Source organism: Actinomadura sp. 3N508 (assembly GCF_044326375.1).
GTDB lineage: Bacteria > Actinomycetota > Actinomycetes > Streptosporangiales > Streptosporangiaceae > Spirillospora.
Genome location: NZ_JBIRAX010000004.1, coordinates 448,416 through 471,115, shown reverse-complemented (window position 1 = coordinate 471,115; position 22,700 = coordinate 448,416). Strand labels below are relative to the sequence as shown.

General features: G+C 71.2%; 21 protein-coding genes and 4 tRNA genes. 16 read left to right on the top strand and 9 right to left on the bottom strand.

All coding sequences use genetic code 11. From position 1 onward, the window contains the following. Positions 1–12: 12 nt before the first annotated feature. The 3 genes from ACH34S_RS17645 (at position 13) to ACH34S_RS17635 (ending at position 2,513) form a co-directional block, all read left to right on the top strand. Positions 13–399, top strand: coding sequence for a helix-turn-helix domain-containing protein (locus tag ACH34S_RS17645; protein ID WP_395953735.1), 387 nt, complete (start codon positions 13–15; stop codon positions 397–399). A gap of 151 nt (positions 400–550) precedes the next feature. Then, positions 551–1,543, top strand: a complete 993-nt coding sequence (locus tag ACH34S_RS17640) for a hypothetical protein (protein WP_395953734.1) — start codon at positions 551–553, stop codon at positions 1,541–1,543. Between the two features lie 43 nt (positions 1,544–1,586). Beyond that, positions 1,587–2,513 carry an LLM class F420-dependent oxidoreductase gene (locus ACH34S_RS17635; RefSeq protein WP_395953733.1) on the top strand — a complete coding sequence of 309 codons (927 nt, stop codon included), beginning with the start codon at positions 1,587–1,589 and terminating at the stop codon, positions 2,511–2,513. 99 nt (positions 2,514–2,612) lie between these two features. On the opposite strand, the gene ACH34S_RS17630 is transcribed toward ACH34S_RS17635, so the two are convergent. Continuing rightward, a complete protein-coding gene (locus tag ACH34S_RS17630) occupies positions 2,613–4,319 on the bottom strand; it encodes an MFS transporter (RefSeq protein WP_395953732.1) in 1,707 nt (568 codons plus the stop codon). Positions 4,320–4,465: 146 nt separating this feature from the next. Between ACH34S_RS17630 and ACH34S_RS17625 the strand changes: the two genes are divergently transcribed. Continuing rightward, a complete protein-coding gene (locus tag ACH34S_RS17625) occupies positions 4,466–5,203 on the top strand; it encodes a TetR/AcrR family transcriptional regulator (RefSeq protein ID WP_395953731.1) in 738 nt (245 codons plus the stop codon). A 13-nt stretch (positions 5,204–5,216) separates the two neighbouring features. Here the strand turns inward: ACH34S_RS17625 and ACH34S_RS17620 are convergent, their stop codons facing one another. Further along, positions 5,217–6,053, bottom strand: coding sequence for a TIGR02452 family protein (locus ACH34S_RS17620; RefSeq protein WP_395953730.1), 837 nt, complete (start codon positions 6,051–6,053; stop codon positions 5,217–5,219). 128 nt (positions 6,054–6,181) lie between these two features. On the opposite strand from ACH34S_RS17620, the gene ACH34S_RS17615 reads away from it, so the two are divergent. Together ACH34S_RS17615 and ACH34S_RS17610 are read left to right on the top strand one after the other, a co-directional pair. Continuing rightward, positions 6,182–7,627 carry a 3' terminal RNA ribose 2'-O-methyltransferase Hen1 gene (locus tag ACH34S_RS17615; protein ID WP_395953729.1) on the top strand — a complete coding sequence of 482 codons (1,446 nt, stop codon included), beginning with the start codon at positions 6,182–6,184 and terminating at the stop codon, positions 7,625–7,627. Next, entirely contained in the window at positions 7,624–10,179 is a 2,556-nt protein-coding gene (locus tag ACH34S_RS17610; protein WP_395953728.1) for a polynucleotide kinase-phosphatase, read from the top strand. Before ACH34S_RS17615 ends, ACH34S_RS17610 begins: the two co-directional genes overlap by 4 nt. Before the next feature lie 71 nt (positions 10,180–10,250). Here the strand turns inward: ACH34S_RS17610 and ACH34S_RS17605 are convergent, their stop codons facing one another. The 3 genes from ACH34S_RS17605 to ACH34S_RS17595 form a co-directional block, all read right to left on the bottom strand. Continuing rightward, positions 10,251–10,526: a zf-TFIIB domain-containing protein gene (locus ACH34S_RS17605; protein WP_395953727.1), complete on the bottom strand. Its 276-nt coding sequence runs from the start codon at positions 10,524–10,526 to the stop codon at positions 10,251–10,253. A gap of 67 nt (positions 10,527–10,593) precedes the next feature. Continuing rightward, positions 10,594–11,502, bottom strand: a complete 909-nt coding sequence (locus tag ACH34S_RS17600; protein WP_395953726.1) for a phosphotransferase family protein — start codon at positions 11,500–11,502, stop codon at positions 10,594–10,596. A gap of 55 nt (positions 11,503–11,557) precedes the next feature. After that, positions 11,558–13,165 carry an AMP-binding protein gene (locus ACH34S_RS17595; RefSeq protein ID WP_395953725.1) on the bottom strand — a complete coding sequence of 536 codons (1,608 nt, stop codon included), beginning with the start codon at positions 13,163–13,165 and terminating at the stop codon, positions 11,558–11,560. 419 nt (positions 13,166–13,584) lie between these two features. On the opposite strand from ACH34S_RS17595, the gene ACH34S_RS17590 reads away from it, so the two are divergent. The 10 genes from ACH34S_RS17590 to ACH34S_RS17545 all read left to right on the top strand — a co-directional run bounded on the left by ACH34S_RS17590 (position 13,585) and on the right by ACH34S_RS17545 (position 19,350). Further along, a complete protein-coding gene (locus tag ACH34S_RS17590; RefSeq protein WP_395953724.1) occupies positions 13,585–14,433 on the top strand; it encodes a hypothetical protein in 849 nt (282 codons plus the stop codon). A 99-nt stretch (positions 14,434–14,532) separates the two neighbouring features. Continuing rightward, a complete protein-coding gene (locus tag ACH34S_RS17585; protein ID WP_395953723.1) occupies positions 14,533–14,781 on the top strand; it encodes a sigma factor-like helix-turn-helix DNA-binding protein in 249 nt (82 codons plus the stop codon). 185 nt (positions 14,782–14,966) lie between these two features. Continuing rightward, positions 14,967–15,051 (top strand) — tRNA-Ser (locus tag ACH34S_RS17580). Between the two features lies 1 nt (position 15,052). Further along, positions 15,053–15,125, top strand: a tRNA-Met gene (locus ACH34S_RS17575). 20 nt (positions 15,126–15,145) lie between these two features. Further along, positions 15,146–15,219: transfer RNA gene (locus tag ACH34S_RS17570), tRNA-Arg, on the top strand. A 2-nt stretch (positions 15,220–15,221) separates the two neighbouring features. After that, positions 15,222–15,293 (top strand) — tRNA-His (locus ACH34S_RS17565). A gap of 84 nt (positions 15,294–15,377) precedes the next feature. Continuing rightward, positions 15,378–17,204: a glycoside hydrolase family 3 protein gene (locus tag ACH34S_RS17560; RefSeq protein WP_395953722.1), complete on the top strand. Its 1,827-nt coding sequence runs from the start codon at positions 15,378–15,380 to the stop codon at positions 17,202–17,204. A gap of 126 nt (positions 17,205–17,330) precedes the next feature. Continuing rightward, positions 17,331–18,554 (top strand): ROK family protein, encoded by a 1,224-nt coding sequence (locus tag ACH34S_RS17555; RefSeq protein WP_395953721.1) that lies wholly within the window; start codon positions 17,331–17,333, stop codon positions 18,552–18,554. A gap of 212 nt (positions 18,555–18,766) precedes the next feature. Next, a complete protein-coding gene (locus ACH34S_RS17550) occupies positions 18,767–19,072 on the top strand; it encodes a hypothetical protein (protein WP_395953720.1) in 306 nt (101 codons plus the stop codon). A 71-nt stretch (positions 19,073–19,143) separates the two neighbouring features. Further along, complete coding sequence (locus ACH34S_RS17545; RefSeq protein WP_395953719.1) at positions 19,144–19,350, top strand: hypothetical protein; 207 nt, start codon at positions 19,144–19,146, stop codon at positions 19,348–19,350. Between the two features lie 14 nt (positions 19,351–19,364). Here the strand turns inward: ACH34S_RS17545 and ACH34S_RS17540 are convergent, their stop codons facing one another. The 4 genes from ACH34S_RS17540 to sigK all read right to left on the bottom strand — a co-directional run bounded on the left by ACH34S_RS17540 (position 19,365) and on the right by sigK (position 22,627). Beyond that, complete coding sequence (locus ACH34S_RS17540; protein WP_395953718.1) at positions 19,365–20,474, bottom strand: AAA family ATPase; 1,110 nt, start codon at positions 20,472–20,474, stop codon at positions 19,365–19,367. A gap of 7 nt (positions 20,475–20,481) precedes the next feature. After that, a complete protein-coding gene (gene pnuC, locus ACH34S_RS17535; protein WP_395953717.1) occupies positions 20,482–21,138 on the bottom strand; it encodes a nicotinamide riboside transporter PnuC in 657 nt (218 codons plus the stop codon). A gap of 65 nt (positions 21,139–21,203) precedes the next feature. Then, positions 21,204–22,043 (bottom strand): anti-sigma factor domain-containing protein, encoded by an 840-nt coding sequence (locus ACH34S_RS17530; protein WP_395953716.1) that lies wholly within the window; start codon positions 22,041–22,043, stop codon positions 21,204–21,206. After that, complete coding sequence (sigK, locus tag ACH34S_RS17525; RefSeq protein WP_395953715.1) at positions 22,040–22,627, bottom strand: ECF RNA polymerase sigma factor SigK; 588 nt, start codon at positions 22,625–22,627, stop codon at positions 22,040–22,042. The genes ACH34S_RS17530 and sigK overlap by 4 nt, the downstream gene beginning before the upstream one ends. Positions 22,628–22,700: the final 73 nt, after the last annotated feature.

The window sequence follows — 22,700 nt, the reverse complement described above, 5'->3', positions numbered from 1 at the left end:
ATGCTGGGCGGCATGGCCGGGGACATGGACCGGGAGCGGGTCGCCAAGTACGCGGTGGCCAGGCGCGGGTCGCTCGGGCTGACGCAGGAGCAGCTGGCGGAGCGGGCCGGGGTGACGGTCAAGACGGTCTACAACCTGGAGGCGGGCGAGCGCTGGCCGCAGGCCCGGACCCGCGGCGCCATCGAGGACGCGCTGCGCTGGCGCGCCGGTGACCTCGCCCGCATCGCCGAGGGACGGGAACCGCTCGGCGGCCAGGACCCGGCGGAGGGGGACGAGACGCCGCGCGAGCTCGCGGAGCTCAACGCCTATTTCGCCGACCTGCGCACCGGCCCCGGCGAGAAGCGGCGGGTGGCGCTCGCGTTCTTCCGCGCCCTCTACGGCGAGCCGGAAGGCCGCTGAGTTACCGGGTCTTTCCGGACTCTTGCCCCGCCGCCGTAGAACTTTGGTCACCGTCTGTGATGACACGCCGTCGTGGCGCTAGGCGGCGGGGTCGGCGGTCGCTACAACGGACGTGTCCGTACGTAGAACCGCAGGCCACGGGGGGCTCATTGTGATCCGGACATGGAAGGTGCGCGGTCTCGTCCTGCTGACGGCCGTGCCGCTGCTGGTGGTCGTGCCCGCCGCGGCCGGAGCGGACGCGGGCGGTTCGCCGCGGACCGCGGACCCGATACGGCTGGACGGCCTTCTCAAGCCGCCTCCGAAGCCGAAGACGCACACCAAGGCCAAGGCGAAGGCCAAGGTGGCCGTGGCGCTGCGCACGTCCGGTCCCACGAGGGACGTGATCCCGGGACGCACCTACGAGTGGCGGTGGACGATCCGCGTGGCCGGGAAGCCGCGTCCCAAGCACGTCAAGGCGAAGAAGGGAAAGGCGAAGGCGGGCAAGGGCAAGGCGGGGAAGCTGCAGGCCAGCAGGGCGAGGCCCCGGCAGGCGGTGTTCTGGACGACGCTGCCGAAGTCGCTGGCGTTCGTGTCCGGCGAGCGGCAGTGCGCGTCCAGCGGGTGGAAGGTCGTGTGCCGGATGGGCGCCGTCCGGCGGGGCGGCCGGGTCAGCGGCGTGCTCAGGGCCCGCGTCGTCGAGCGGGCGAAGCCGGGCCGGCGGATCAGCCCGCTCGGTGCGGTGACCTGGGGCGGGACGCGCGTCACCCGGCGGTTCCCGGCCTCGCGCGTCGCCGCCACCGCGGACCTCGCCATCACCAAGGCCGCCCCGGCGAGGGCACGTGCGGGCGCGAAGATCTCCTACCGGGTGACGGTCCGCAACAACGGCCCGGCCACGGCGCAGAACGTGATGCTCCTGTCCGAGGGGCCCGTGAGGCTCGTCGGGCGGAACACGGCGTGCGTGCCCGGCCGCGGCGCCTACCTGTGCTCGGTGGGGCCGCTGCGGGCGGGCGAGTCCAGGACGCTGCGCGTCACGGCGGTGCCGCGCGGGGCCGTCCGCGCGGGCACGGTGCTGAGGACGTCGTGGACGGCGGCGTCCCCGACCCTCGACCTCGACCGGTCCAACAACGGCACGGTCACCCGCACCCGGATCATCCGGCGGCGCTGACCCCGTGTCAGGGACGGGGCCGGTGGGATTGCAGGATGGGACCATGAAATTCCGGATCTTCACCGAGCCCCAGCAAGGGGCGAGCTACGAGACACAGCTGGCCGTCGCGAAGGCGGCGGAAGACCTCCGGTTCGACGCGTTCTTCCGCTCGGACCACTACGTCAAGATGGGGGACGTGACGGGCGAGCCGGGCCCGACCGACTCGTGGATCACGCTGGGCGCGCTGGCCAGGGAGACCAGCCGGATCAGGCTCGGCACGCTGGTGACGGCCGCGACGTTCCGGTATCCCGGCCCGCTGGCGATCTCCGTCGCGCAGGTCGACCAGATGAGCGGCGGACGCGTCGACTTCGGTCTCGGGACGGGCTGGTTCGAGCAGGAGCACGCCGCGTACGGCATCCCGTTCCCGGGCCTGGGGGAGCGGTTCACCCGGCTTGAGGAGCAGCTGGAGATCCTGACCGGGCTCTGGGGGACGCCGTCCGGCGAGACCTACTCCTTCAGCGGCGAGCACTACACGCTGGCGGACTCGCCCGCGCTGCCCAAGCCCGCCCAGCAGGGCGGCCCGCCGGTCATCGTCGGCGGGACCGGGGCGAAGCGGACGCCGCGGCTCGCCGCCCGCTTCGCCGACGAGTACAACGTCCCCTTCACGCAGCCGGAGGGCACGGCCGCCGCGTTCGACCGGGTCCGCGCGGCCTGCGCCGAGGCTGGCCGGACCAAGCCGCTCGTCTACTCGGTGGCGCAGGTCGTCTGCTGCGGCCGGGACGAGGCGGAGGTGCGGCGCCGCGCCGGCGCCATCGGACGCGAGGTGCCGGAGCTGCGGGCCAACGGCCTGACCGGCACGCCGGGCGAGCTCGTCGACAAGCTCGGCCGGTTCGCGGAGCTGGGCGCCGAGCGCGTGTACCTCCAGGTCCTGGACCTGGAGGATCTGGATCACCTGGAGCTGCTGGCCGCGGAGGTCATGCCCAAGCTCTGACCGTCCGGAACGCGGAGGCCCGCGGCGGGATGCGTCCCACCGCGGGCCTTGCGCGTCCCGGCGGCCGCGCCGGTCGCCGCGTGCGGCCGTCGCGTCCGGTCAGGCGTGTTCCGCTTCCGGCCGGGCGTGCTTCGGCAGCAGGAACGTCGCCAGGAAGGTGAGGCCGAGCAGCCCGGCCTCGACCCGCAGCGTGATCTTCATGGCCTCGCTGAAGCCGACCTTGGCGGAGTGCTCGCCCGCGTCCGCGACCGCCTTCTGGACGGCGGGCGCCGACCGCGGCGCGGCGGCGAACGCGGCCCCGACGTCGGCCTGGAGCCGGCGGCAGGAGGCTGGGACGGCGGCTGCGTCCTCGGTGGTGGCGCGGTCGTGGCCGCAGTCGCGCAGTCCGCCGACGATCCGGTCCTGCAGCGCGGCGGGGACGGACGCGGCGGCGAGGTCCTTGCGCAGCCCGGCGGCGCCGCCGTCCGCCGCGGTCGTCACCTGCCCGCCCAGCAGGCCGAAGAAGATCGTCCCGAGGACGGCCGCGCCGAGCGCCGCGCCGAGCTGCTGGACGGCGGTGAGCGTGCCGCCCGCCGAGCCGGTCTCCTCGGGCTCGACGCCCGCGAGGGCGGTGTCGAAGAACGGCCCCATCAGCAGGCCCATGCCGAGCCCGGTCAGGGTCAGCGCGGGGACGAGATGCCACGGCGTGACGTCGATCCCGGCATGCAGCAGCGTCGCGTGGAACCCGGCGATCCCGGCGGCCATGATCAGGGCGCCCGCGTGGATGACCCGGCGCCCGAAGCGCTGCACGGCCTGCACGAGGCCGAACCCGAGGACGGTGCCGACCGACCACGGGATCTGCGAGAGGCCGGCCTTGAGCGGCGAGAAGCCGAGCCCCATCTGGAAGAACAGCGACAGCACCAGGCCGAGGCCCGCTATGGCGGCGAAGAACACGAGGCCGACGATCAGGCCGCCGGTGAAGCCGCGCTTGCGGAACAGGCTCGGGACGATCAGCGGGTCGCCGCCAGAGCGGTGCTTGCGGGCCTCGTACCAGGCGAACACGGCCCAGACGGCGAGCGAGGCGGCCATCATGAGGAACGTCCAGGCCGGCCAGTCGTGCTCGCGGCCCTGGACGAGCGGGTAGATCAGCAGCGCGGCGGCGAGGGAGGCGAGCGCCGCGCCGGGGAGGTCGAGCCGGGTGGCGCGCTCGGAGCGCCCGGAGGGCAGGAACTTCAGCCCGGCGAGGATGGCGGCGGCGCCCAGCGGCAGGTTGATCAGGAAGATCATCCGCCAGCCGGTGCCGAACAGGTCGGCGTCGATCAGCCAGCCGGCCAGCACCGGGCCGCCGACCGACGCCAGCCCCATGACCGGCCCGAACACGCTGAACGCGACGGCCATCTCCTTCGGCGGGAACATCTGCTTGATCAGCCCGATGCCCTGCGGCAGGATCAGCGCGCCGAACAGGCCCTGCGTGACGCGGGCGCCGACGAGCATCCCGGGCGAGACGGCGATGCCGCACAGCAGCGAGGCGGCGGTGAACCCGGCCGCGCCGATCAGGAACATCCGCCTGCGGCCGTACAGGTCGCCGAGGCGCCCGCCGGTGATGAGCCCGATCGCCATGGCGAGGGTGTAGCCGGCGGCGAGCCACTGGACGGTGGCGGCCGAGCCGCCGAGCTCGGCGCGGATCGTGGGGGCCGCGACGTTGGTGATCAGCGCGTCCAGCATGTCCATGATCTCGCCGGCGAGGATCACGAAGAGGGCGGCCCAGCGCCAGCGGTAGGCGGCCTCCGCCGCGTGTTTCGTGGTGGACGTCAACGTGTGGGCCATGACTCACTCCAGACGGGAACAGCGTTCGTAGATAGCGAACACTATTCTAAACGCGAACGGCGTTCGTGTCAAGTACGCTGTTCGTGACGTGGCGATCAGCGCGTCCCGTCGAAGCCAAGATGTAGCTCGAAAGCCGAGGTCTCTCCGTGGCCACCGAACGCTCGGACATGCCGACACCGCCCGGACGCAGGCCCCGCAAGGCCGCCGCCGCCAGGCAGCCGCTCACGCGGGAGCTGATCGTGGACGCCGCGATCCGCGTCCTGGACGCCGAGGGCCTGGAGGCGGCGACGATGCGCCGGGTGGCCCAGGAGCTGGGCACCGGCGCGGCCTCCCTCTACGCCCACGTCTCGGGCCGGGAGGAGCTGCGCGAGCTGATGCTCGACCGCGTCGCCGGCGAGGTGAGGCTGCCCGTGCCCGACCCCGCGCGGTGGCAGGAGCAGCTGAAGGAACTGGCCCTGGAGACCCGCCGCGTGCTGACCTCGCACCGCGACATCGCCCAGGTGTCGATCGGGCTGATCCCCACCGGTCCCAACCTGCTCGCCGTCGCGGAGGCGCAGCTCGCGCTCATGCGGGCGGGCGGCGTGCCCCCGAAGATCGCCGCGCTCGCCGTCGACACCCTCGGCATGTTCGTGGACGCCGACGCCATCGAGGGCACGATCTATTCGGCCAAGCTCAGCGGCGGCGCGGAGGCGATTGAGAAGTTCCACCGCTATCTGGGCGAGATCCGCGACTTCTTCAAGGCGCTGCCCGCCGACCGCTACCCGAACGTCACCGCGATGGCGCAAGAGCTGACCAGCGAGGGCGGCGACGCGCGCTTCGAGTTCGGTCTCGACATCCTGCTCCGGGGCATCGCGTCCTACGTCGACGCACCGGAGACGTCGTGAACTCTGACGGTCTCTAGGCGAAGACGTTCTGGAAGGCGGCGTGCCTGGGGGCGCCCTTGGCGGTGTCCCACACCGCGAAGACGACGTGCTCGAAACGACCGGCGAACTCTTGGCCCGGACGCAGCAGTTCTGCGAACACCTCGGCCACCTCTTGCGGATCGTTGCGGAAGACACCGCAGCCCCAAGCGCCGAGCACCAGCCGCCGGTGCCCGTTGTCCTGGGCCACGGCGAGCAGCTTGCGGGCGCGTAGCCGGAGCACGTCGCGGATCCTGTCCGCCTGGGCGGGGTCTTGGATGGCGCCCCGGTTGGGGGCCGGGGACGTCAGGAACGCGACGTCGTACGGCTCGTCCAGCAGCGTTCCGGCGTCGTCGCGGAACACGGGCACGTCCGGTGAGTAGATCATGTGGTCGCTGTAGAGCAGGTCGCCCTGTGCACGGTGGAAGTCGTAGAACTCTCTGGCCGAACGCAGCGACGCGTACAGGCCGGACGACCGGGCCAGGCCCTCCTCCTGGGCGTGCGCTCCGTTCAGGAACCCTCCGCCTGGGTTCTTGGCAGAGGCGAAGTTCAGCGCGAACGGAACGGTCCCTTGACCGGACAGCCGGAGGGCGGCGGCGAGCGTGGTCTCGTCAGTGACTTCGATGCGCGTCGTGCTGCCGGGGGCGGCGGAGACGGGCGGGAGGCGTTGCAGCAACTCGTCCAGCTCGTCCGGACGGTACAGAACGGTGCCGCGGACGGCGCGGGCCAGGCCGTCGACGATCGAGACCGTACGGCCGGACGGCGCGACGTAGTCGCCGCGGTCGAGGATTCTCACGGTCTCCTGCGCCGTCTCCCGGCGGGGATGTCTGCTCATAACGCTCCGGATTGTGGCGGCAACGCAAACGTGGCCGCAAACCCTTTCTCGGTGTTCGACCGGAGAATGCTGGAAAACGCCGGAAAATGAATGGGGTGCGTTCGCGGTGGTCCGCCAGACTTGTCGGCGTGCTTCTGACGATCACCACCACCCAGAACCAGGCGACCGACCTGGGCTTCCTCCTGCACAAGCACCCCGGGAGGGTGCAGGCGTTCGAGCAGTCCTTCGGCACGGCGCACGTCTTCTACCCCGACGCGGACGAGTCCCATTGCACGGCGGCGCTCCTGCTGGACGTCGACCCGGTCAAGCTCGTCCGCACGCGCGGCAGAGGCACACCGGACTTCTCTCTGGGCCAGTACGTCAACGACCGTCCGTATGCGGCGTCGTCGCTCCTGGCCTCGGCCATGGCGAACGTGTTCCGCACCGCGATGCGGGGACGCTGCGACCAGCGTCCCGAACTGGCGGAGACGCCGATTCCGCTTGAGGTCGTCCTGCCCGCGCTCCCATGCCGTGGCGGTCCCGGGCAGGCGGAACGGTTCTTCGCGCCACTGGGCTGGGACGTGTCGGCCGTGCCGGTCCCGCTCGATCCGGAGTTCGGCGACTGGGGCGACTCCCGGTACGTGACGCTCACGCTGACCGGGACGCTACGGCTCGCCGACGCGCTCAACCAGCTCTACGTGCTGCTGCCCGTCCTCGACGACGCCAAGCACTACTGGATGGCGCCGGACGAGGTCGACAAGCTCATCCGCGCAGGGGAGGGCTGGCTCGCCACGCACCCCGAACGCGGCACCATCACCCGCCGCTATCTGGCCAACCGGCGCGGCCTCGTCCGGACCGCACTGGGCCGCCTCGCCGACGCCGAGGACGCGACCGACGAGGCACTGGACCCGGCGCAAGTGGAGGAGGAGCCGCCCGTCATCGAGGACGGCGAGGACCGGTCGCCGCCGGAGGAGCAGCCCGTATCCCTCGCGGAACACCGTCTCCAGGCGGTCGTGCAAGCGCTGCACGACGAGGACGCCCGACGCGTCATCGACCTTGGCTGCGGCTCCGGGAAACTGCTCTCGCGCCTCGCCAAGGACGACTTCTTCAGCGAGATCTCCGGGACGGACGTGTCGCACCGCGCGCTCAGCCACGCCTGGCGACGGCTCCGCTGGGACCAGCGGCCCCACCACGCGAACGACCGCTCCAACGACCGTGTCAAGGACGTTTTCCAGGGCGCGCTCACCTACGCCGACGAACGGTTCCGCGACTACGAGGCGGCCGTGCTCATGGAGGTCATCGAGCACATCGACCCGCCGCGCCTCAGCGCCGTGGAACGGGTCGTGTTCGCGCATGCCAAGCCGCGCGTCGTGGTGGTCACGACGCCGAACTCCGAGCACAACGTCCGCTACGAGGGCCTGGCGCCGGGTGCGATGCGCCACCCCGACCACCGCTTCGAGTGGACGCGCGCCGAGTTCCGCGCATGGGCCGACCGGGTCGCAGGCGCGCACGGCTACAGCGTCCGGCACGTGCCCGTCGGGGACGACGATCCCGAGGTCGGCGCGCCTACGCAGATGGGGGTTTTCACGCGATGACGGAGATCAGGGTCCCGGAGATGGGCCTCGTCGTCCTGGTGGGCGTGACCGGTTCGGGCAAGTCGTACTTCGCGCGCAAGCATTTCCTGCGGACACAGGTGATCTCGTCCGACGAGTGCCGCGGCGTCGTGTCGGACGACGAGAACGACCAATCCGCGACTGGCGACGCGTTCGACCTGCTGCACTACATCGTCGCCAAGCGGCTGCGGCGCGGCCTGCTGACCGTGGTCGACGCCACCAACGTGCAGAGCGCGGCACGGCAGTCGCTGCTGAAGATCGCCAAGGACCATGACGTGATGTCGGTCGCGATCGTGCTGGACGTCCCTGAGAGCGTCGCTGCCGAGCGGAACGCCGCCCGCCTGGACCGGAACCTGCCTCCGCACGTGATCCCGCGCCAGCGGCGCGAGCTGCGGCGCGGGATGCGGTCGCTGGCGCGCGAGTTCCGCCGCTTCCACGTGCTGACCGGCGTCGCGGAGATCGACGCCGCGACGGTCGTCCACGAGAAGGCGTGGAACGACAGGCGGGAGCTGACCGGGCCGTTCGACATCGTCGGCGACGTGCACGGCTGCCGCGCCGAGCTGGAGGACCTCCTCACCGACCTCGGCTACGAGATCGACCGGGACGCGGAGGGGCTCGCCGCCGGCGCGCACCATCCCGGCGGGCGTATGGCCGTCTTCGTCGGCGACCTCGTCGACCGCGGACCGGATTCGCCGGGCGTGCTGCGGCTGGTGATGGGCATGGTCGGCGACGGCGACGCGCTCTGCGTCTCGGGCAACCACGAGGCGAAACTCGTCCGCGCCCTGCGCGGCCGCAAGGTGCGCATTGGGCACGGCCTGGCAGAGTCCCTGGAGCAGCTCTCCGCCGAACCGGACGATTTCCGCGAGGACGCACTGCGTTTCATGGACGACCTCATCAGCCACTACGTCCTGGACGGCGGCGACCTGGTCGTGGCCCACGCCGGGCTGAAGGAGGAGTACCACGGTCGTTCGTCCGGCCGCGTCCGGTCGTTCGCGCTCTACGGCGACACCACGGGGGAGACCGACGAGTACGGCCTGCCCGTGCGGTACCCGTGGGCGCGCGACTACCGGGGCAAGGCCATGGTCGTGTACGGGCACACACCCGTCCCCGAAGCGGAATGGGTCAACAACACCATCTGCATCGACACCGGCGCGGTGTTCGGCGGGAAGCTGACCGCGCTGCGCTATCCCGAGCGTGAGCTGGTATCCGTCCCGGCCCGCCAGGTCTGGTACGAGCCGAGCCGTCCGCTGGACGCGCCGTCCGGCACCACGGCGGGCGGCCACCGGGAGGACGAGGTCCTGAAGATCGAGGACGTCCTCGGCGCGCAGGGCGTCGAGACCAGCCTGATGGGCCGGGTCTCCGTCCGCGAGGAGAACGCGCTCGCCGCGCTGGAGGTGATGAGCCGGTTCGCGGTGGACCCGCGCTGGCTCGTCTACCTGCCGCCCACCATGGCCCCTGCCGAGACCTCGGCCCTGCCCGGATATCTGGAACATCCCGCGGAAGCCCTCGCCGCCTACCGGGACAAGGGCATCGACCGCGTGGTGTGCGAAGAGAAGCACATGGGCTCGCGAGCCGTTGTCGTCGTCTGCCGCGACGCATCGATCGCCGCAGACCGCTTCGGCGTCCACGACGGGACGACCGGTGCCGTCTACACCCGCACAGGGCGCCCCTTCTTCCGCGACCCGTCGCGCACGACCGAAGTCCTGGACCGGCTCCGTTCCGCCATAGGCGCCGCAGGGCTCTGGGAAGAGCTCGACACCGGATGGCTCGTCATCGACAGCGAACTGCTGCCGTGGTCGGCCAAGGCCATGGACCTCATCCGCACGCAGTACGCCGCCACTGGCGCGGCGGCCCGCGCCGCCCTGCCCATGGCGTCCGACCTGCTCGCGCGCGCGGAAGAACGCGGCCTCGACGTGGGAGGTCTCCGGGAGCACATCGACCGTCGCGCCGCGAACGCGTCCCGCTTCCGCGACGCCTACGCGCGCTACTGCTGGACGGTCGACGGCCTCACCGGCCTGCGGCTCGCGCCGTTCCAGATCCTCGCCGGAGAAGGCCGCTCCTGGGCCGTCGCACGCGACCACGACTGGCACATGACCATGGCCGGGCGGCTTGCGGACAATGACCCGGGCGGCTTCGTCCAGCGGACGGAATCGATGACCGCCGACCTGTACTCCCCGGAATCGGAGGCCGACGTCACCGAATGGTGGGAGAAACTCACCGCCGCGGGCGGCGAGGGCATGGTCGTCAAACCGCTGGGGCCGTTCCCGGACGACAAGCGCGTCCAGCCGGGCGTCAAGTGCCGCGGCCCCGAATATCTGCGCATCATCTACGGCCCGGACTACAGCGAGCCCGAGAACCTCGACCGGCTGCGCGGCAGGTCACTCGGCCGCAAGCGTTCGCTGGCGATGCGGGAGCACGCCCTCGGCGTCGAGGCCCTCGACCGGCTCACCGCCGGCGAACCGCTGTGGCGCGTCCACCAGGCGGTCTTCGCCATCCTGGCGTTGGAGTCCGAACCCGTGGACCCGCGCCTATAGACGCATGGCCCGCCCCCTAGGTGTCCTAGGTGGCGGGCCCAACCGTCGCCGATCGGCTCGCGCCGAGCGGGTCAGGTGCTGAAGAGCATGTGAAACACACTGCCCCCGTGGGGGCGGTGATGGGGCCGACCGTGGTGATGGTGGTGCACCGACGCCGCCGGCGCCGGTGCGGACCATCCCGGGCCCGCGGCGGGCGGCGGCGCCGCCCGGTACTGCGACTCCATCTGGGCCAGGGCCTCGAGTTCGCCGTAGTCGAGGAAGATGCCCCGACAGCTGTCACATTGCTCGATGTGGACTCCGCTGCGGGTGTAGGTCCGCATCACGCCACGACACTTAGGGCAGTGCATCGCCTTCTCTTCCTTCCAGTATGGATCCCCAGGTAGAGGCTAAATGTAGGGCAGGTTTCGCGCCACGTCATGCCGCGTCCCCCGCCGCCGATATTCTTCCGCAGGCGTCGACCATCGCCTGCTCCGGCCCATCGAGGGGCCGGTTCTCCCTTTCCGCCGATATGACGCACGTTGCGGCGATCTGGATCGCAAGACTTCGCGCGGGAATGTCCAGGGCCGTCCAGGGGTCGCCCTCCGCCGGGACGGCCGGGCCGCCCGCCCCCTGGTACGCGCCCAGGAAGCGGCTCCACTCATCGGGGTGCAGAACACCCGCCGAATAGAGCGCGGCCGGGCGCGCGAGGTCCCAGGCGGGGTCGCCCGTACCGAGGTCTTCGATGTCGATGAGCCGCCACCGCCCGTCCTGGGCGCGGACCATCTGCCCGAGGTGCCAGTCACCATGGATGAGGCACTTCCCGGTGTCGGAAGGCACGTCGCCGTCGCCACGTATCCAGGCGGGCAGAGTGGCGAACGCACGCCGCACCACGTCCTCGGCCGGCCCGTGCCCCATTTCCGAGACGCGACGCGCCACCCGCGCAGGCCGCCCCCAAGAAGGCGCATCTGCCGACACCGTCATCGAATGGAGCACCGCCAGAAGCCGCGCCCCCTCCTCCCAGGGCAGATCCCCCTGCGGATCCACTGGCCGGCCGTAGGGATAGACCGTGACCGTCCGCCCGTCAACATCGATCGGCGCGCCAAGGGGAGCGACCAGAACATCGGGAACGGCGCCCGCCAGCCGTATCCGCTCCAGGAACAGGGCCCCGTGTTCACGATCGGCCTGGTGCGCCTTAACCGCCACGTCACCGACACGCACCACCAGCACGCCATGCCGGTCGTACAGCGTCTCCGGCTCCGCCTCGGCCGCCGAGTCACGCCCGACCCCGCGCCCGATCTCAACGAGCCGCGCGAACAAACCTGGCTGGACGGTCTCGCTATGCACCCGACCAGTCAACCACCGGCACGGGCCGGCCACGCCCATGCAGAGAAGGTTCTGCCTATGCGGGCGAGTTGACGATCTCGTCGCGGAGCCGCCGCCGGACGACCTTCCCCAGGACGTTCCGTGGCAGTTCCGTCCGCGGACGGAATTCCGCAGGCACTTTGTAATGCGAAAGGTAGCGCTCGCAGTGCCGTCGCAGTTCGTCCGCCGAGAAAAGGTAGGCGGGGTGCTCCACCACGTGCGCGATGATGCGTTCCCCGCGCCGCGCGTCCGGCACGCCGACCACCGCGCAATCGTGCACGGCCGGGTGGCGGCGCAGAATTCTCTCCACCTCCGTGGGGAAGACGCTGAACCCGCTGACCTTGATCATGTCGCGCTGGCGTTCCAGGATCGTGAAGAAGCCGTCCTCGTCCATGACGGCGATGTCGCCGGTGCGGAGCCATCCCTTCGACAGGGCCTGTGCGGTGGCGAGCGGCGCGTTCCAGTAGCCGGCGAACACCTGCGGCCCGCGGACGACCAGTTCCCCTGGCTCGCCGGGCGGCAGAACCCTCGTCGGCTCGTCCTGGTCGACGATGACGGCATCGGTCAAGGGCAGCGGCAGCCCGACGCTCAGATTCCGTGCCCCGCCCCCCAGCGGATTGGCGCTGACGGCAGGAGACGCCTCCGTAAGCCCATAACAATTGATCAGCCCTTTGGCGCCCACCCGTTCGAGCCGATCGATGGTCGCCTGCCCGAGCCCCATCGCCCCAGAGATGAAGACACGCAGCGAATTCAGATCCGAAGGCAGAAACCGCGGACTGTCCAGCAGCTGCTCATAAAGAGTAGGCACCCCGGGAAAAATAGTGGGACGGTACCTGCGAATAGCCCCGAGCACATGACCGGCATCAAAACGCGGAAGCAGCACAACGGCCCCCGCGGTCATCGTCGGCGCGACAAGGCAGCTCATCAGCCCGAACGAATGGAACAGGGGCAGAACCGCCAGCGTCACGTCCTCACCCGGCCGGCTGTCGCGATCCCACGCGTGCTGCTGGCAGGCGTTCGCGACGAGATTCCGGTGCGTGAGCATCGCGCCCTTGGGGCGCCCTTCCGTCCCGCCCGTGTACTGGATGGCCGCGAGCTGCCGCGACGGCTCGATCTCCAGTTGCCGCACCTGCTCCCGCGGCTTCCGCTGCATCTCACGGAACGGGACGACGCCGGGATCGTCCGGCACGTCCGCGGTGATGTCCGCCCTCCGCCGCCGCGCCCGCGCCAGCGGCATGCGCAGCGCGATCCGCTTGGCCGCCGGCAGATAATCGGCCAGCGACGTCACGACGATGTGCTCGAGCGGGAGTTCGGACCGCACCGCGCGCACCGTCGCGTAGGAACGATCCAGCACGACGGCGGCGCGGGCGCCGGAGTCCGCGAGCTGGTGGAGCATCTCCTCTTCGGTGTACAGCGGGTTGTGCTGCACCGCGATGGCGCCTCGGCGCAGCACCCCGTAGAAGGCGATGACCTGCTGCGGGCAGTTCGGCAGGATCAGCGCGACCCGGTCGCCGGGCTGGACGCCGAGCCGGTGCAGGCCGGCGGCGAACCGGTCCACGGCCGTGCGCAGCTCCCGGTAGGAGATCCGGCGGCCGAAGAAGAGGAGCGCGGGCCGCCGCGGATACCGCTCCGCGGCATCATCCAAAAGCCGCGTAACGGATATGTCGGGAATATCCAATTCACTGGAAATTCCCTGTTGATACCACTGCCGCCACGGGGAGGATCGTTGTGACGAGTGCCACATGGGACGTGATTCAACCATCCCGGAGGCGTCCCCGTCCCCCCGCTTCCCGATCTTCACCCGCACACCACCCGGCGGACGTGTTCGGCCGGCCCGCCCGCGAGCACTGATCGCCAGGCGACGTACGCTGTCAGATTCGTCCCGTACCGCGGCAGACGTTGCACTTCTCACCGCTGGCGGTGCTCGTGCCGGTTCCGTTGCAGCCGGGGCAGGCTCGCGTCGCCGGCTTGTTGTGCTTGCCCACGTCGACCACCCCCGGCTTTCATCTTAGGGGCTGAACCCGCGGCCGGGACGCGTCCACGGGCGAAGGCGGGAGGGCAGGGATGACCGACGCGGCGCACACGGCCGCCACGCGGGTCCGGCGCGTCGCGGACGGCGCCGCGGCACGCTTCAAGCTCGCCGCCGCCTTCTACACCGGCGACCGGATCCGCTACGGCCGCGCGGAACTGAGCTTCCTCCGCTGGGAGATCGCCCGCGGCGTGCTGAACCGGCCCACCGGCGACCCGCCGGGCAGCCCATGGTGGCGCGCCGTCAACGACCGCCTCCTGCGCGACAAGACCGAAGCCCTGCTGCTCGCCGACGGCCACTCCGGCGAGCCGTCCACGCGGAGCGTCCGACTATGGGGCGAGTTCCTCCGCAGGCCGTCACCCGCCGCCTGGTACCGCGCCCACAACGCCAGCATCATCACCGGTTACCTGGAGAACGACACCCTCGCGCGATCGGAACTACCCGCCGAGCGGTTCATGATGAACGTCGCGCTAGTCCGCGTCCTCTACGCGCACACATTGGTCGCCCGCCCCCGCCTCGCCCTAGGCCCCTTCGCGCCACTCGGCCGCCTCCTAGGCGACCCCCGCAGCGGGACGGTCGGCCTCTTCCTCGACCTCCGCCGCGCGTTCCCCGAGCGCTACCCGCTACGCGGCCTGAGCGCCGAGTACCTCATCGCAGCCGAGGGCCCACTGCCGCGCGCCCTCGACTACGGCATCATCGTCCCGCGCCTCGTCCCCCTCTATGAATTCGCGGCCGAGTCGCTGGCCCTGCCCGGCATCGAGGACCTGATCAGCGACGGCACCCCCTGCTACGCCTGGCCACCCCGCCGCTCGCACTGGCACGACGCCACCGCCCTGCACCTCTCATCCCGCCTGACCGCCTACGCCGTAAGACAGCGCGCCTGACCCCCACCCGAATGCCACCCTCAAACCGAAGACTCAACACTTCCTTAACGCGGGCATAAGGAGGGGGCTGGGTGGGGGTGGGGGTGCGAGGTTCGTGGCGTGGCACTGCGAATGGGTAGGAGCACCGGTTCGTTCGTCCCCGGGTCGGTGGGGGAGCGGGCGCGTCCGGCGGTGGTCGCCCGGGCCTTCCAGGCGTTGCCGCCGGCGCATCGTGAGATCTTGGCCGAAACGGTGTTCAGGGACCGTTCGGTCAATGAGGCGGCGGCCTTGCTGGGGGTGCCGGTCGACGTGGTCAAGCTCCGCGTCTACCACGCGCTCCGCGCGCTGAACGCCGCATTGGGCCGATAATGGTTTGCCGGGACGGGAACCGCCCCGGCATGATGGGCGTCGTACGAACACGAGACCGGAAGGGGAGAGACCATGCTTCGACGAATGCATAGCAGTCTTCTCGGTCTCGGGAGCCGTTTCAGGACGTGATACGCGTGTTCTGACGCCGGCCGCCCGTGGATCGCGGGCGGTTTTTTGTTTTTCCCGGAGGGTTGGCCGAGCGGGAAGGCAGCGGTTTGCTACGCCGTCGTCAGGGTCACCCCTGCGCGAGTTCGAATCTCGCACCCTCCGCACCGGGTGGGGACGCTGGTGTGTCCAGCGGTTTCATAAGCCGCGGGAGGCAGGTTCGATTCCTGCACCCGGTACGCGACAATTGAATCATCGAGTCTCCGTGGCGCAGTTGGAGAGCGCGCCGGGTTGCGGACCCGGAGGTCGCAGGTTCGAATCCTGCCGGAGATGCGGCTTCCGTGGTGTAGTGGTCTGCACGCCAGGTTGTGATCCTGGAGGTATCGGTTCGATCCCGTTCGGGGGCCCTGTGGTGATTTGGCGAGGATAAATTGCCGAGGAGCCTGCTCCGGAGCGGATTGCAATGGAGCGATGCTGGAAAAGCTTTCCGCATGTTCAGCTCTTCCGTGAAGGCCCGGCTGCTGGCGTCCGGTGTGCTTGTGCTCGCCGCTTTGGGCGGGCCTGCCTGGGCGGAACCCGCGCCCTATCTCGATCCGCGGCCGTCCGTCGAGGACCGGGTGGACGATCTGCTCGGCCGGATGAGCCTGGACGACAAGCTCGGCCAGATGACGCAGCCCGAACGCAGGTTCGTCACGCCGGAGGAGATCACCCGGTACGGGATCGGGTCGGTGCTGTCGAGCGGCGGGTCGGCGCCCAGCCCGAACCGGGCGGAGAAATGGGCGGACATGTACGACGGGCTGCAGCGTGCCGCGCTCGCCGGGCCGCTGCGCGTCCCGATCATGTACGGGGTGGACGCGGTGCACGGCCACAACACGGTCGTGGGCGCGACGATCTTCCCGCACAACATCGGGCTCGGCGCGTCCCGAGACGCGGATCTGGTCCGCGAGATCGGCGCGGCGACCGCCGAGGAAATGGCCGCGACCGGGGTCGACTGGGATTTCGCGCCCTGTGTTTGTGTCGTGCGGAACGACCGATGGGGGCGGACGTACGAGTCGTTCGGCGAGGTGCCCGCGCTGGCGGCGAGGATGACGACGGCCATTGAGGGGCTCCAGGGCGAGGAGCTGGGCGGGGCCGCGTCCGTGCTGGCCACGGCCAAGCATTTCGTGGGGGACGGCGGCACGGAGGGCGGCCGCGACCGGGGCGACGCCCAGATCTCGGAGAAGGAGCTGCGGGCCGTTCATCTGCCGCCTTTCCGGGCGGCGGTGGCGCGAGGGGTAGGGTCTGTGATGATCTCCTACAGCTCGTGGAACGGGCAGAAAATGCACCGGCATCGATATCTGATTAACGATGTGCTGAAGGGCGAGCTGGGTTTTACCGGGATCGTGGTCTCCGACTACAAGGGAATCGACCGGATCGATGGGCGGCCCGGCTTCACCAGGGACGAGGTCGCATCCGCGATCAACGCCGGGATCGACGTGGCCATGGTGCCGACGGAATGGCGCCGGTTCATCCGGTATCTGCGGGATGAGGTGGTGGGTGGACGCGTGCCCATGTCTCGCATCGATGACGCCAACCGGCGGATCCTCACGAAGAAGTTCGAGCTGGGCCTTTTCGAGCGTCCGTTCGCGGATCGGGCTTACCTGAAGACGGTCGGGGGAGCGGAGCATCGGGAGCTCGCGCGGAGGGCCGTGGCCGAATCGCAGGTGCTGTTGAAGAACGACGCCGACGTGCTTCCGCTCGATGACGAGGACAAGATCTTCGTGGCGGGCCGCAGCGCCGACGACATCGGCATGCAGTCCGGCGGGTGGACGATCACCTGGCAGGGCGAGCCGGGGCCGATCACGCCGGGCACGACGATCCTGGACGGCGTCCGCAAGGCCGCCGACCCGTCCGCCACCGTCGCCTACAGCAGGGACGGCAAGGGTGTTGACGAGTCCTATGACGCCGCGATCGCCGTGGTGGGCGAGAAGCCGTACGCCGAGTACCACGGTGACCGGACGGGCGGTCTCGGCCTCGACGCGGAGGACCTCAAAACCATCGACCGGCTCCGCGGCGCGGGCGTCCCGGTGATCGTGGTGCTGGTGTCGGGGCGCCCGATGGACATCGCCGCGCAGCTCCCCCGCTGGGACGCGCTGGTCGCGGCGTGGCTCCCCGGCACGGAGGGCGCGGGCGTCGCGGACGTCCTGTACGGCGACGCAGATCCCACCGGGCGGCTTCCCGTCACCTGGATGCGCGACGCCGGCCAGCAGCCCATCAACCAGGGCGACGGCAAGAAGCCGCTGTTCCCGTTCGGGTTCGGTCTCACCTACGACGACTGATACGCCGGAGATGCGGCTCTGACCTCGATATTCTTGGATGCGTCCGGATACGGGCGCGCCCATCCGCCCGCAGTGGACGTCGTTCGCCCGCCGTTCGTCCCGCCGATCGCCGCCAAGGGGTACCCCGTGACGCGACCCTCCCTGCATGGGGGCGACCCCTCGGTGCTCCGCCGCCTCAACTCCGCCGCGACCCTGCGGGCGCTGCGGGAGTGCGGCGAGTGCACGCTGACGGAGCTGGCCGGACGGGTCGGGCTGTCCAGGCCCACCACCGAGGGCGTGCTGGCCGGGCTGATCGACCGCGGTCTCGCCGCCGAGAGCGCGCCGCGTCCCGGCGCGGGGCTCGGCCGTCCCGCCCGCCGCTACCGCTTCCGCGCCGACGCCGGGTACGCGCTCGGCATCGACATCGACGCGCACCGGGTGAGCCTCGTCGTCGCCGACCTCACCGGCGACGTCGTCGGCGGCCACCGCGCCGGGCTCGACGTGCAGGGGCCGCCCGGCGAGCGGATCGCGGCGGTCCGCGACGCGGTGACGGCGTGCCTCGCGGCCGTGGCCGTCGACCGTGCGTCGCTGCTGGCCGTGGCCGCCGGGACGCCCGGCGTCGTCGCGCCGGACGGGACCGTCACGTCCTGCGCGGCCGTGCCCGGCTGGGAGGGCGTGCGGCTGGGCCGCGAGCTGGGCCGCTCCTTCTCCTGCCCGGTGCTCGTCGAGAACGACGCCAACCTCGCCGCGGTCGCCGAACGGTGGCGCGGCGCCGCCCGGGACGCCGACGACGTCGTCTGCGTCCACGCGGGCCTGCACACCGGCATGGGCGCGATCATCGGCGGCCGCCTGCACCGCGGACGCTGGGGCGCCGCAGGCGAAGTCGGCATGCTGCCTGAGCTGGGCCTGCGCTACACCACCGCCGCGCTCATCACCGGAACGGACGCGACCCCGGAGGCGGCGGAGGCCGCGCTTGCCGCCTTCGCGTCAGGAGGCGCCGATACGCCGGGCGCCGCACTGCAAGGCGCGGGCGTGGATCACGCCGGACGTGTCCTGGAGGCCGCCGGCTGGGGCGCGGCGGAGGCGCAGGCGGTCGTGGAACAACTCGCGGCCCGGATGGCGCGCGGCGTCGCGGCGATGGCGCTCGCCCTCGACCCCGAGATGATCGTGGTCGGCGGGCCGCTGGTCAGGGCCGGTGACCTGCTGGTCACCGAGCTGCGCCGGCGGATCGCGCCGCTGTGCCTGAGCCCGGTCCGCATCGAGGCGTCCGAACTGGCGGACGAGGCGGTCGGCCTCGGCGCCGTCCGGCTCGCCCTCGACCGGATCGACGAGGACCTCTTCCGCCTCGACCGCCGCCCCGCCGACGCCTGACGGCTGCTGGCTGGCGAACGGCGGATTTATCGGCTTCGGTCAATCTCCGAGCACTAAACACCCTCCTATTTCTACAAAGCGCTTTTGTGTTTCTTAACGCCCAAAAGGGAAATGTATTGTGCTTCTCGAAATGGGCCGCCGTCCTGTCGGTGGGGCGCTGTAGTGTCTCCGTGTACGGGTGAGCGGGGACCGACGAGAGACAAAGGAGTGACATGAGCGCACAGCCGGTGGAGCCCCTCCTCCCGGGGCAGGTCCAGCGGGTCCCGCGGACGATCAAGGGCATCAGTGACTGGCTGACGGAGGAGAAGCGCGCCAGGTTCCTGGAGCAGGTCATGGCCGCCAAGGAGGAGGACGACTACAACCAGGTCATGGACAACTGGTGGGCCGAGGCCCACCTCGACCAGGATCCGTACCGCGAGGAGCGCCGCGCCGAGGCGCTCAAGGAGATGGAAGCCGGCCGCAAGGTCTCGATAGACGAGCTCCGCGCCCGGTGGTTCGGGAGCGACGCCGCCGAGTGACCACTCCCAAGAAGGCCTGGACCGTCTTCTGTTCGGAATCGGTGTGCGAAGTCATGGAGTCGATGCCCACGATGAGGAAATTCTTCGTGGAGTTCTTCTGCGACTTCGCCGTTAAGGCCGGGACCGCGGTCGACCTGGGTCATCCACCGCCCGGAACACGTCAGAGCGGCGCGGGCGCCTACAGCCTCGTCGTCGAGCATTCCGGGATCTTCATCGAGTACGAGGTCAAGACCGACATCAAGGAGTTCTTCATCACCAGGATGCTCTGCCGCTGGTAGCGGACGGCCAAGGGCTAGGGGGTCAGCGGGGTGCTGAACGTCCAGCCCTTGGTCATCAGGTCGTCGGTCGCGGCGACGGCCGCGGCCAAGCGATCCTCGTGCGGGCCCGTCACGGTGATGTGCGGCAGGGCCCGTTCCTCCAGCTCCTCCTCGAAACGTCCCGACATCCACGATCTGATCGCCGCGCCGTCGCGCCAGCCGTCCTGCTCGAACGGGACGCCCTCCGGCGAGGTCAGGATCCACAGCGCGTGCGGGGTGCGCTCGTGAACCGCCTCCACCTCCGGCGACGGCGAGCCCAGATAGCGCTCGTGCCAGATCGCGGTGGCGAACGCGTCGGTGTCGCAGACCAGCAGCGGTGAACCCGACCGGGCGGCGGCGTCCTCCATGGCGGCGTGGTACTCGGCGATCCGGACGAAGTCGGCGGACTCCCACGCCAGGTCGTCCAGCCACAGCGAAGGGTCGCCGGCGGCGCGGCGCGCGGCGGCCAGCTTCTCCTCGGTGAACGTCCGCCCGTACTCCGGGACCCATCGCGTCGCCGCCCACACCCCGCCCCGCTCCGCGTAGTGCGCGGCGAGGGCGCGGGCCAGCGTCGTCGTCCCGGTCGACTCCGCGCCGGCGACCACGACGCGCCGCGCCAGATACCCCCGGACGGCCGGTGCGAGAAACCCCCAGTTCCCCACGGGGTCGTCGCGGACGGCGGTACTGCTCACCGGAAACCGTTCGCGGGGCGGGTCCACCGGCACGTGGACGGCGGAGAAGCGCCTCGCCAGCTCGGGCCCGTAGGCCTCCGAGCTGAACACCGCGTCCACCGGCGGCACGGGCACGCCGAGACCCGAGCGCATCGCCACGCCCGCCCGGAACGCCGCGACGTGCGCCGACCAGATCTCGTCCGACCCGTAGTCGATCTCCTCGTCGTCCACGACCGGGACGATCTCCACGTGCGGCTGCGGGTGCGTCTCGCGCAGCCACGCCGCCCGCAGCGGCAGCGGGATGCTCTCCACGCTGGACGCGGCGACGACCACGCTCAGCCGGTCGCACGCCGCCGCCGCGACGTCGATCAGGTGGTGGTGGCCGGCGTGCGGCGGGTAGAACTTGCCGATCACCAGCCCGTGCGCGTGCCTCACGTCGCCGTCACGCCGCCGCCGGGGCCGGGCCGGCGGCGATGCGGCCGGACCGGAAGTCGCGGTGCCAGGCCAGCAGCCCGAACACGCACAGGGTCAGGAAGATGACGTACAGCGCGCTCGTCAGCTTCAGGTCCTTGTAGAAGTACAGCGGGATGTAGACGAGGTCGGCGGTGATCCACAGCCACCACGACTCCAGCAGCTTCCGCGACTGCCCGTAGATCGCCATGAGGGAGATCGAGGTGGTGAGGGCGTCCCAGAACGGCACGGTCGAGTCCGTCCAGGCGGACAGGGCCCAGGTCAGGAGGGCGGTGCCGGCCGCGCCCGCGGTGATGAGGGCGGCCCACTCGGTTCCCCGGGTGCGCCGGACGGGCAGCCGGTCGCGGCCCTCGCCGCCGTACAGCCACACCCACCACCCGTACGCCTGGAGCGCGATGTAGACGACCTGGAGGCCCGAGTCGGCGTAGAGGCCGCCGTCCAGGAAGACGAGGCCGAGCAGGATCACGTTCGCGATGCCGATCGGCCAGTTCAGGATGTTCTGCCTGACGACGAGCCATACGTTGACCGCGCCGGTCGCGAAGCCGAGCAGCTCCGCCCACGTGGTGGGGACGGAACCGATATGGAAGGCGGGTTCGAGCAGCGGACCCAGCGGGACGTTCACCGACATGCCCGTAATCGTCACATATCGTCAGAGGGACGACAAGGGGCCGGTGTGCACGAGACCGGAACGGGTCAGGTGGTCCCGACCAGGACGAGCGGCTCCGTGGTCGGTTGCGCGGAGCCGCCCGCCGGCTCGACCGTGATGCCCAGCTTGTCCGCCGGACGCCACGTCCCCGCCACGACCGCCTGGGTCCCGCCGGTGGGGAGCAGGCCCGCCGAGCGGGCACCGTTGCCGTCGATCAGCCACAGCTGGTACGCCCGCGCGGACGGCAGCCCAGGCAGCCCCGACGACCCGACGACGACCCGGCCGCGGGAGGCGGACGCGACGATCGTCACCGTCCCGCCGCCCCTGGCGATGCCGGTCGCCGACCGCGCGTCCGGCGCGGACAGCACGGACGCCACGTCGCGGTAGGCGCCCTCGGCCCGCTCCACGCGATGCCGTTCCCGCACCGCCTCGGTGACGGACACGGCCGCCACCAGGCATGCGGCGGCCGCGAGCCCCGCGACGGCGGCGCGCCGCCAGCGGTTCGGCCGGATCGGCTCGACCCGGGCGCGCGCCTCGCTCCGCGTGTCCGGGGGCCGGTTCGGCGCGCCCGGTCCCCGGGGTGTCATGTCCGGCCGCTGGTTCGGCGCGAGCGGCGGCTGGGCCGGGGCGTCCGGCGGGAGGGCCGGGGTGACCGGCGGGAGCTGCCGGACCCGCCGGATGTCGGCCAGCACCTGGCCGCGCAGCCGCGGCGGCGGCGCCTCCGCGACCGCCAGGCCGAGCCGCGTGGCCGTCGCGCGGAACTCGGCGAGCTCGGCCGCGCAGGTCTCGCACCCGGCGAGATGCGACTCGAACAGCCGCCGCTCCTCCGCGTCGTCGATCGCGTCCAGCGCGTACGCGCCGGCGAGGGCGTGCACGTCCTCCCTCATCGGTCCACCCCCAGGCAGTCGCGCAGGCGGATGATGCCGTCGCGCATCCGGGTCCGCACGGTGTTGAGCGGCGCCCCGGTCATCTCGGCGACTTCACGGTACGTGTGCCCGCCGTAATAGGCGAGCGTCACCGACTGGCGCTGCAGCTGCGTCAGCGCGTCCAGGCAGCGGCGCACCCGTTCGTGCTCCAGCCGCGTCTCGACCCGCTCGCCCACCGGATCGTGCGCGGCGCCGGGGCCGTACCGCGCGGCCCGCGCCTCCCGCTCGCCCGCGGACTGCTCGCGCCGCACCCGGTCCACGGCCCGGCGGTGCGCGATCGTCATGATCCAGGCCATGGCGGAGCCGCGGCCGGGGTCGTAGCGGGTCGCCGACCGCCACACCTCGATCATCACCTCCTGCGTCACCTCCTCGGCCATCGCCGGATCCCGGACGATCCGCCGCGCGAGGCCGTGCACCGGTGCCGCCACCACGTCGTAGAGCTGCTCGAACGCGCGCTCGTCGCCGCGCGCCGTCCGGCCGAGGAGCGCGTCGGCGTCATGACCGGGCACGGTGCCGTTCTCCGGCGGTCTCGTCCCTGTCGCCATGCCGCGCTCCTCTCCTAGACCGTCCTCCAGGCCCCACCCGCCGCCATTCGATGGACGGGCTTCGCTCGACGGT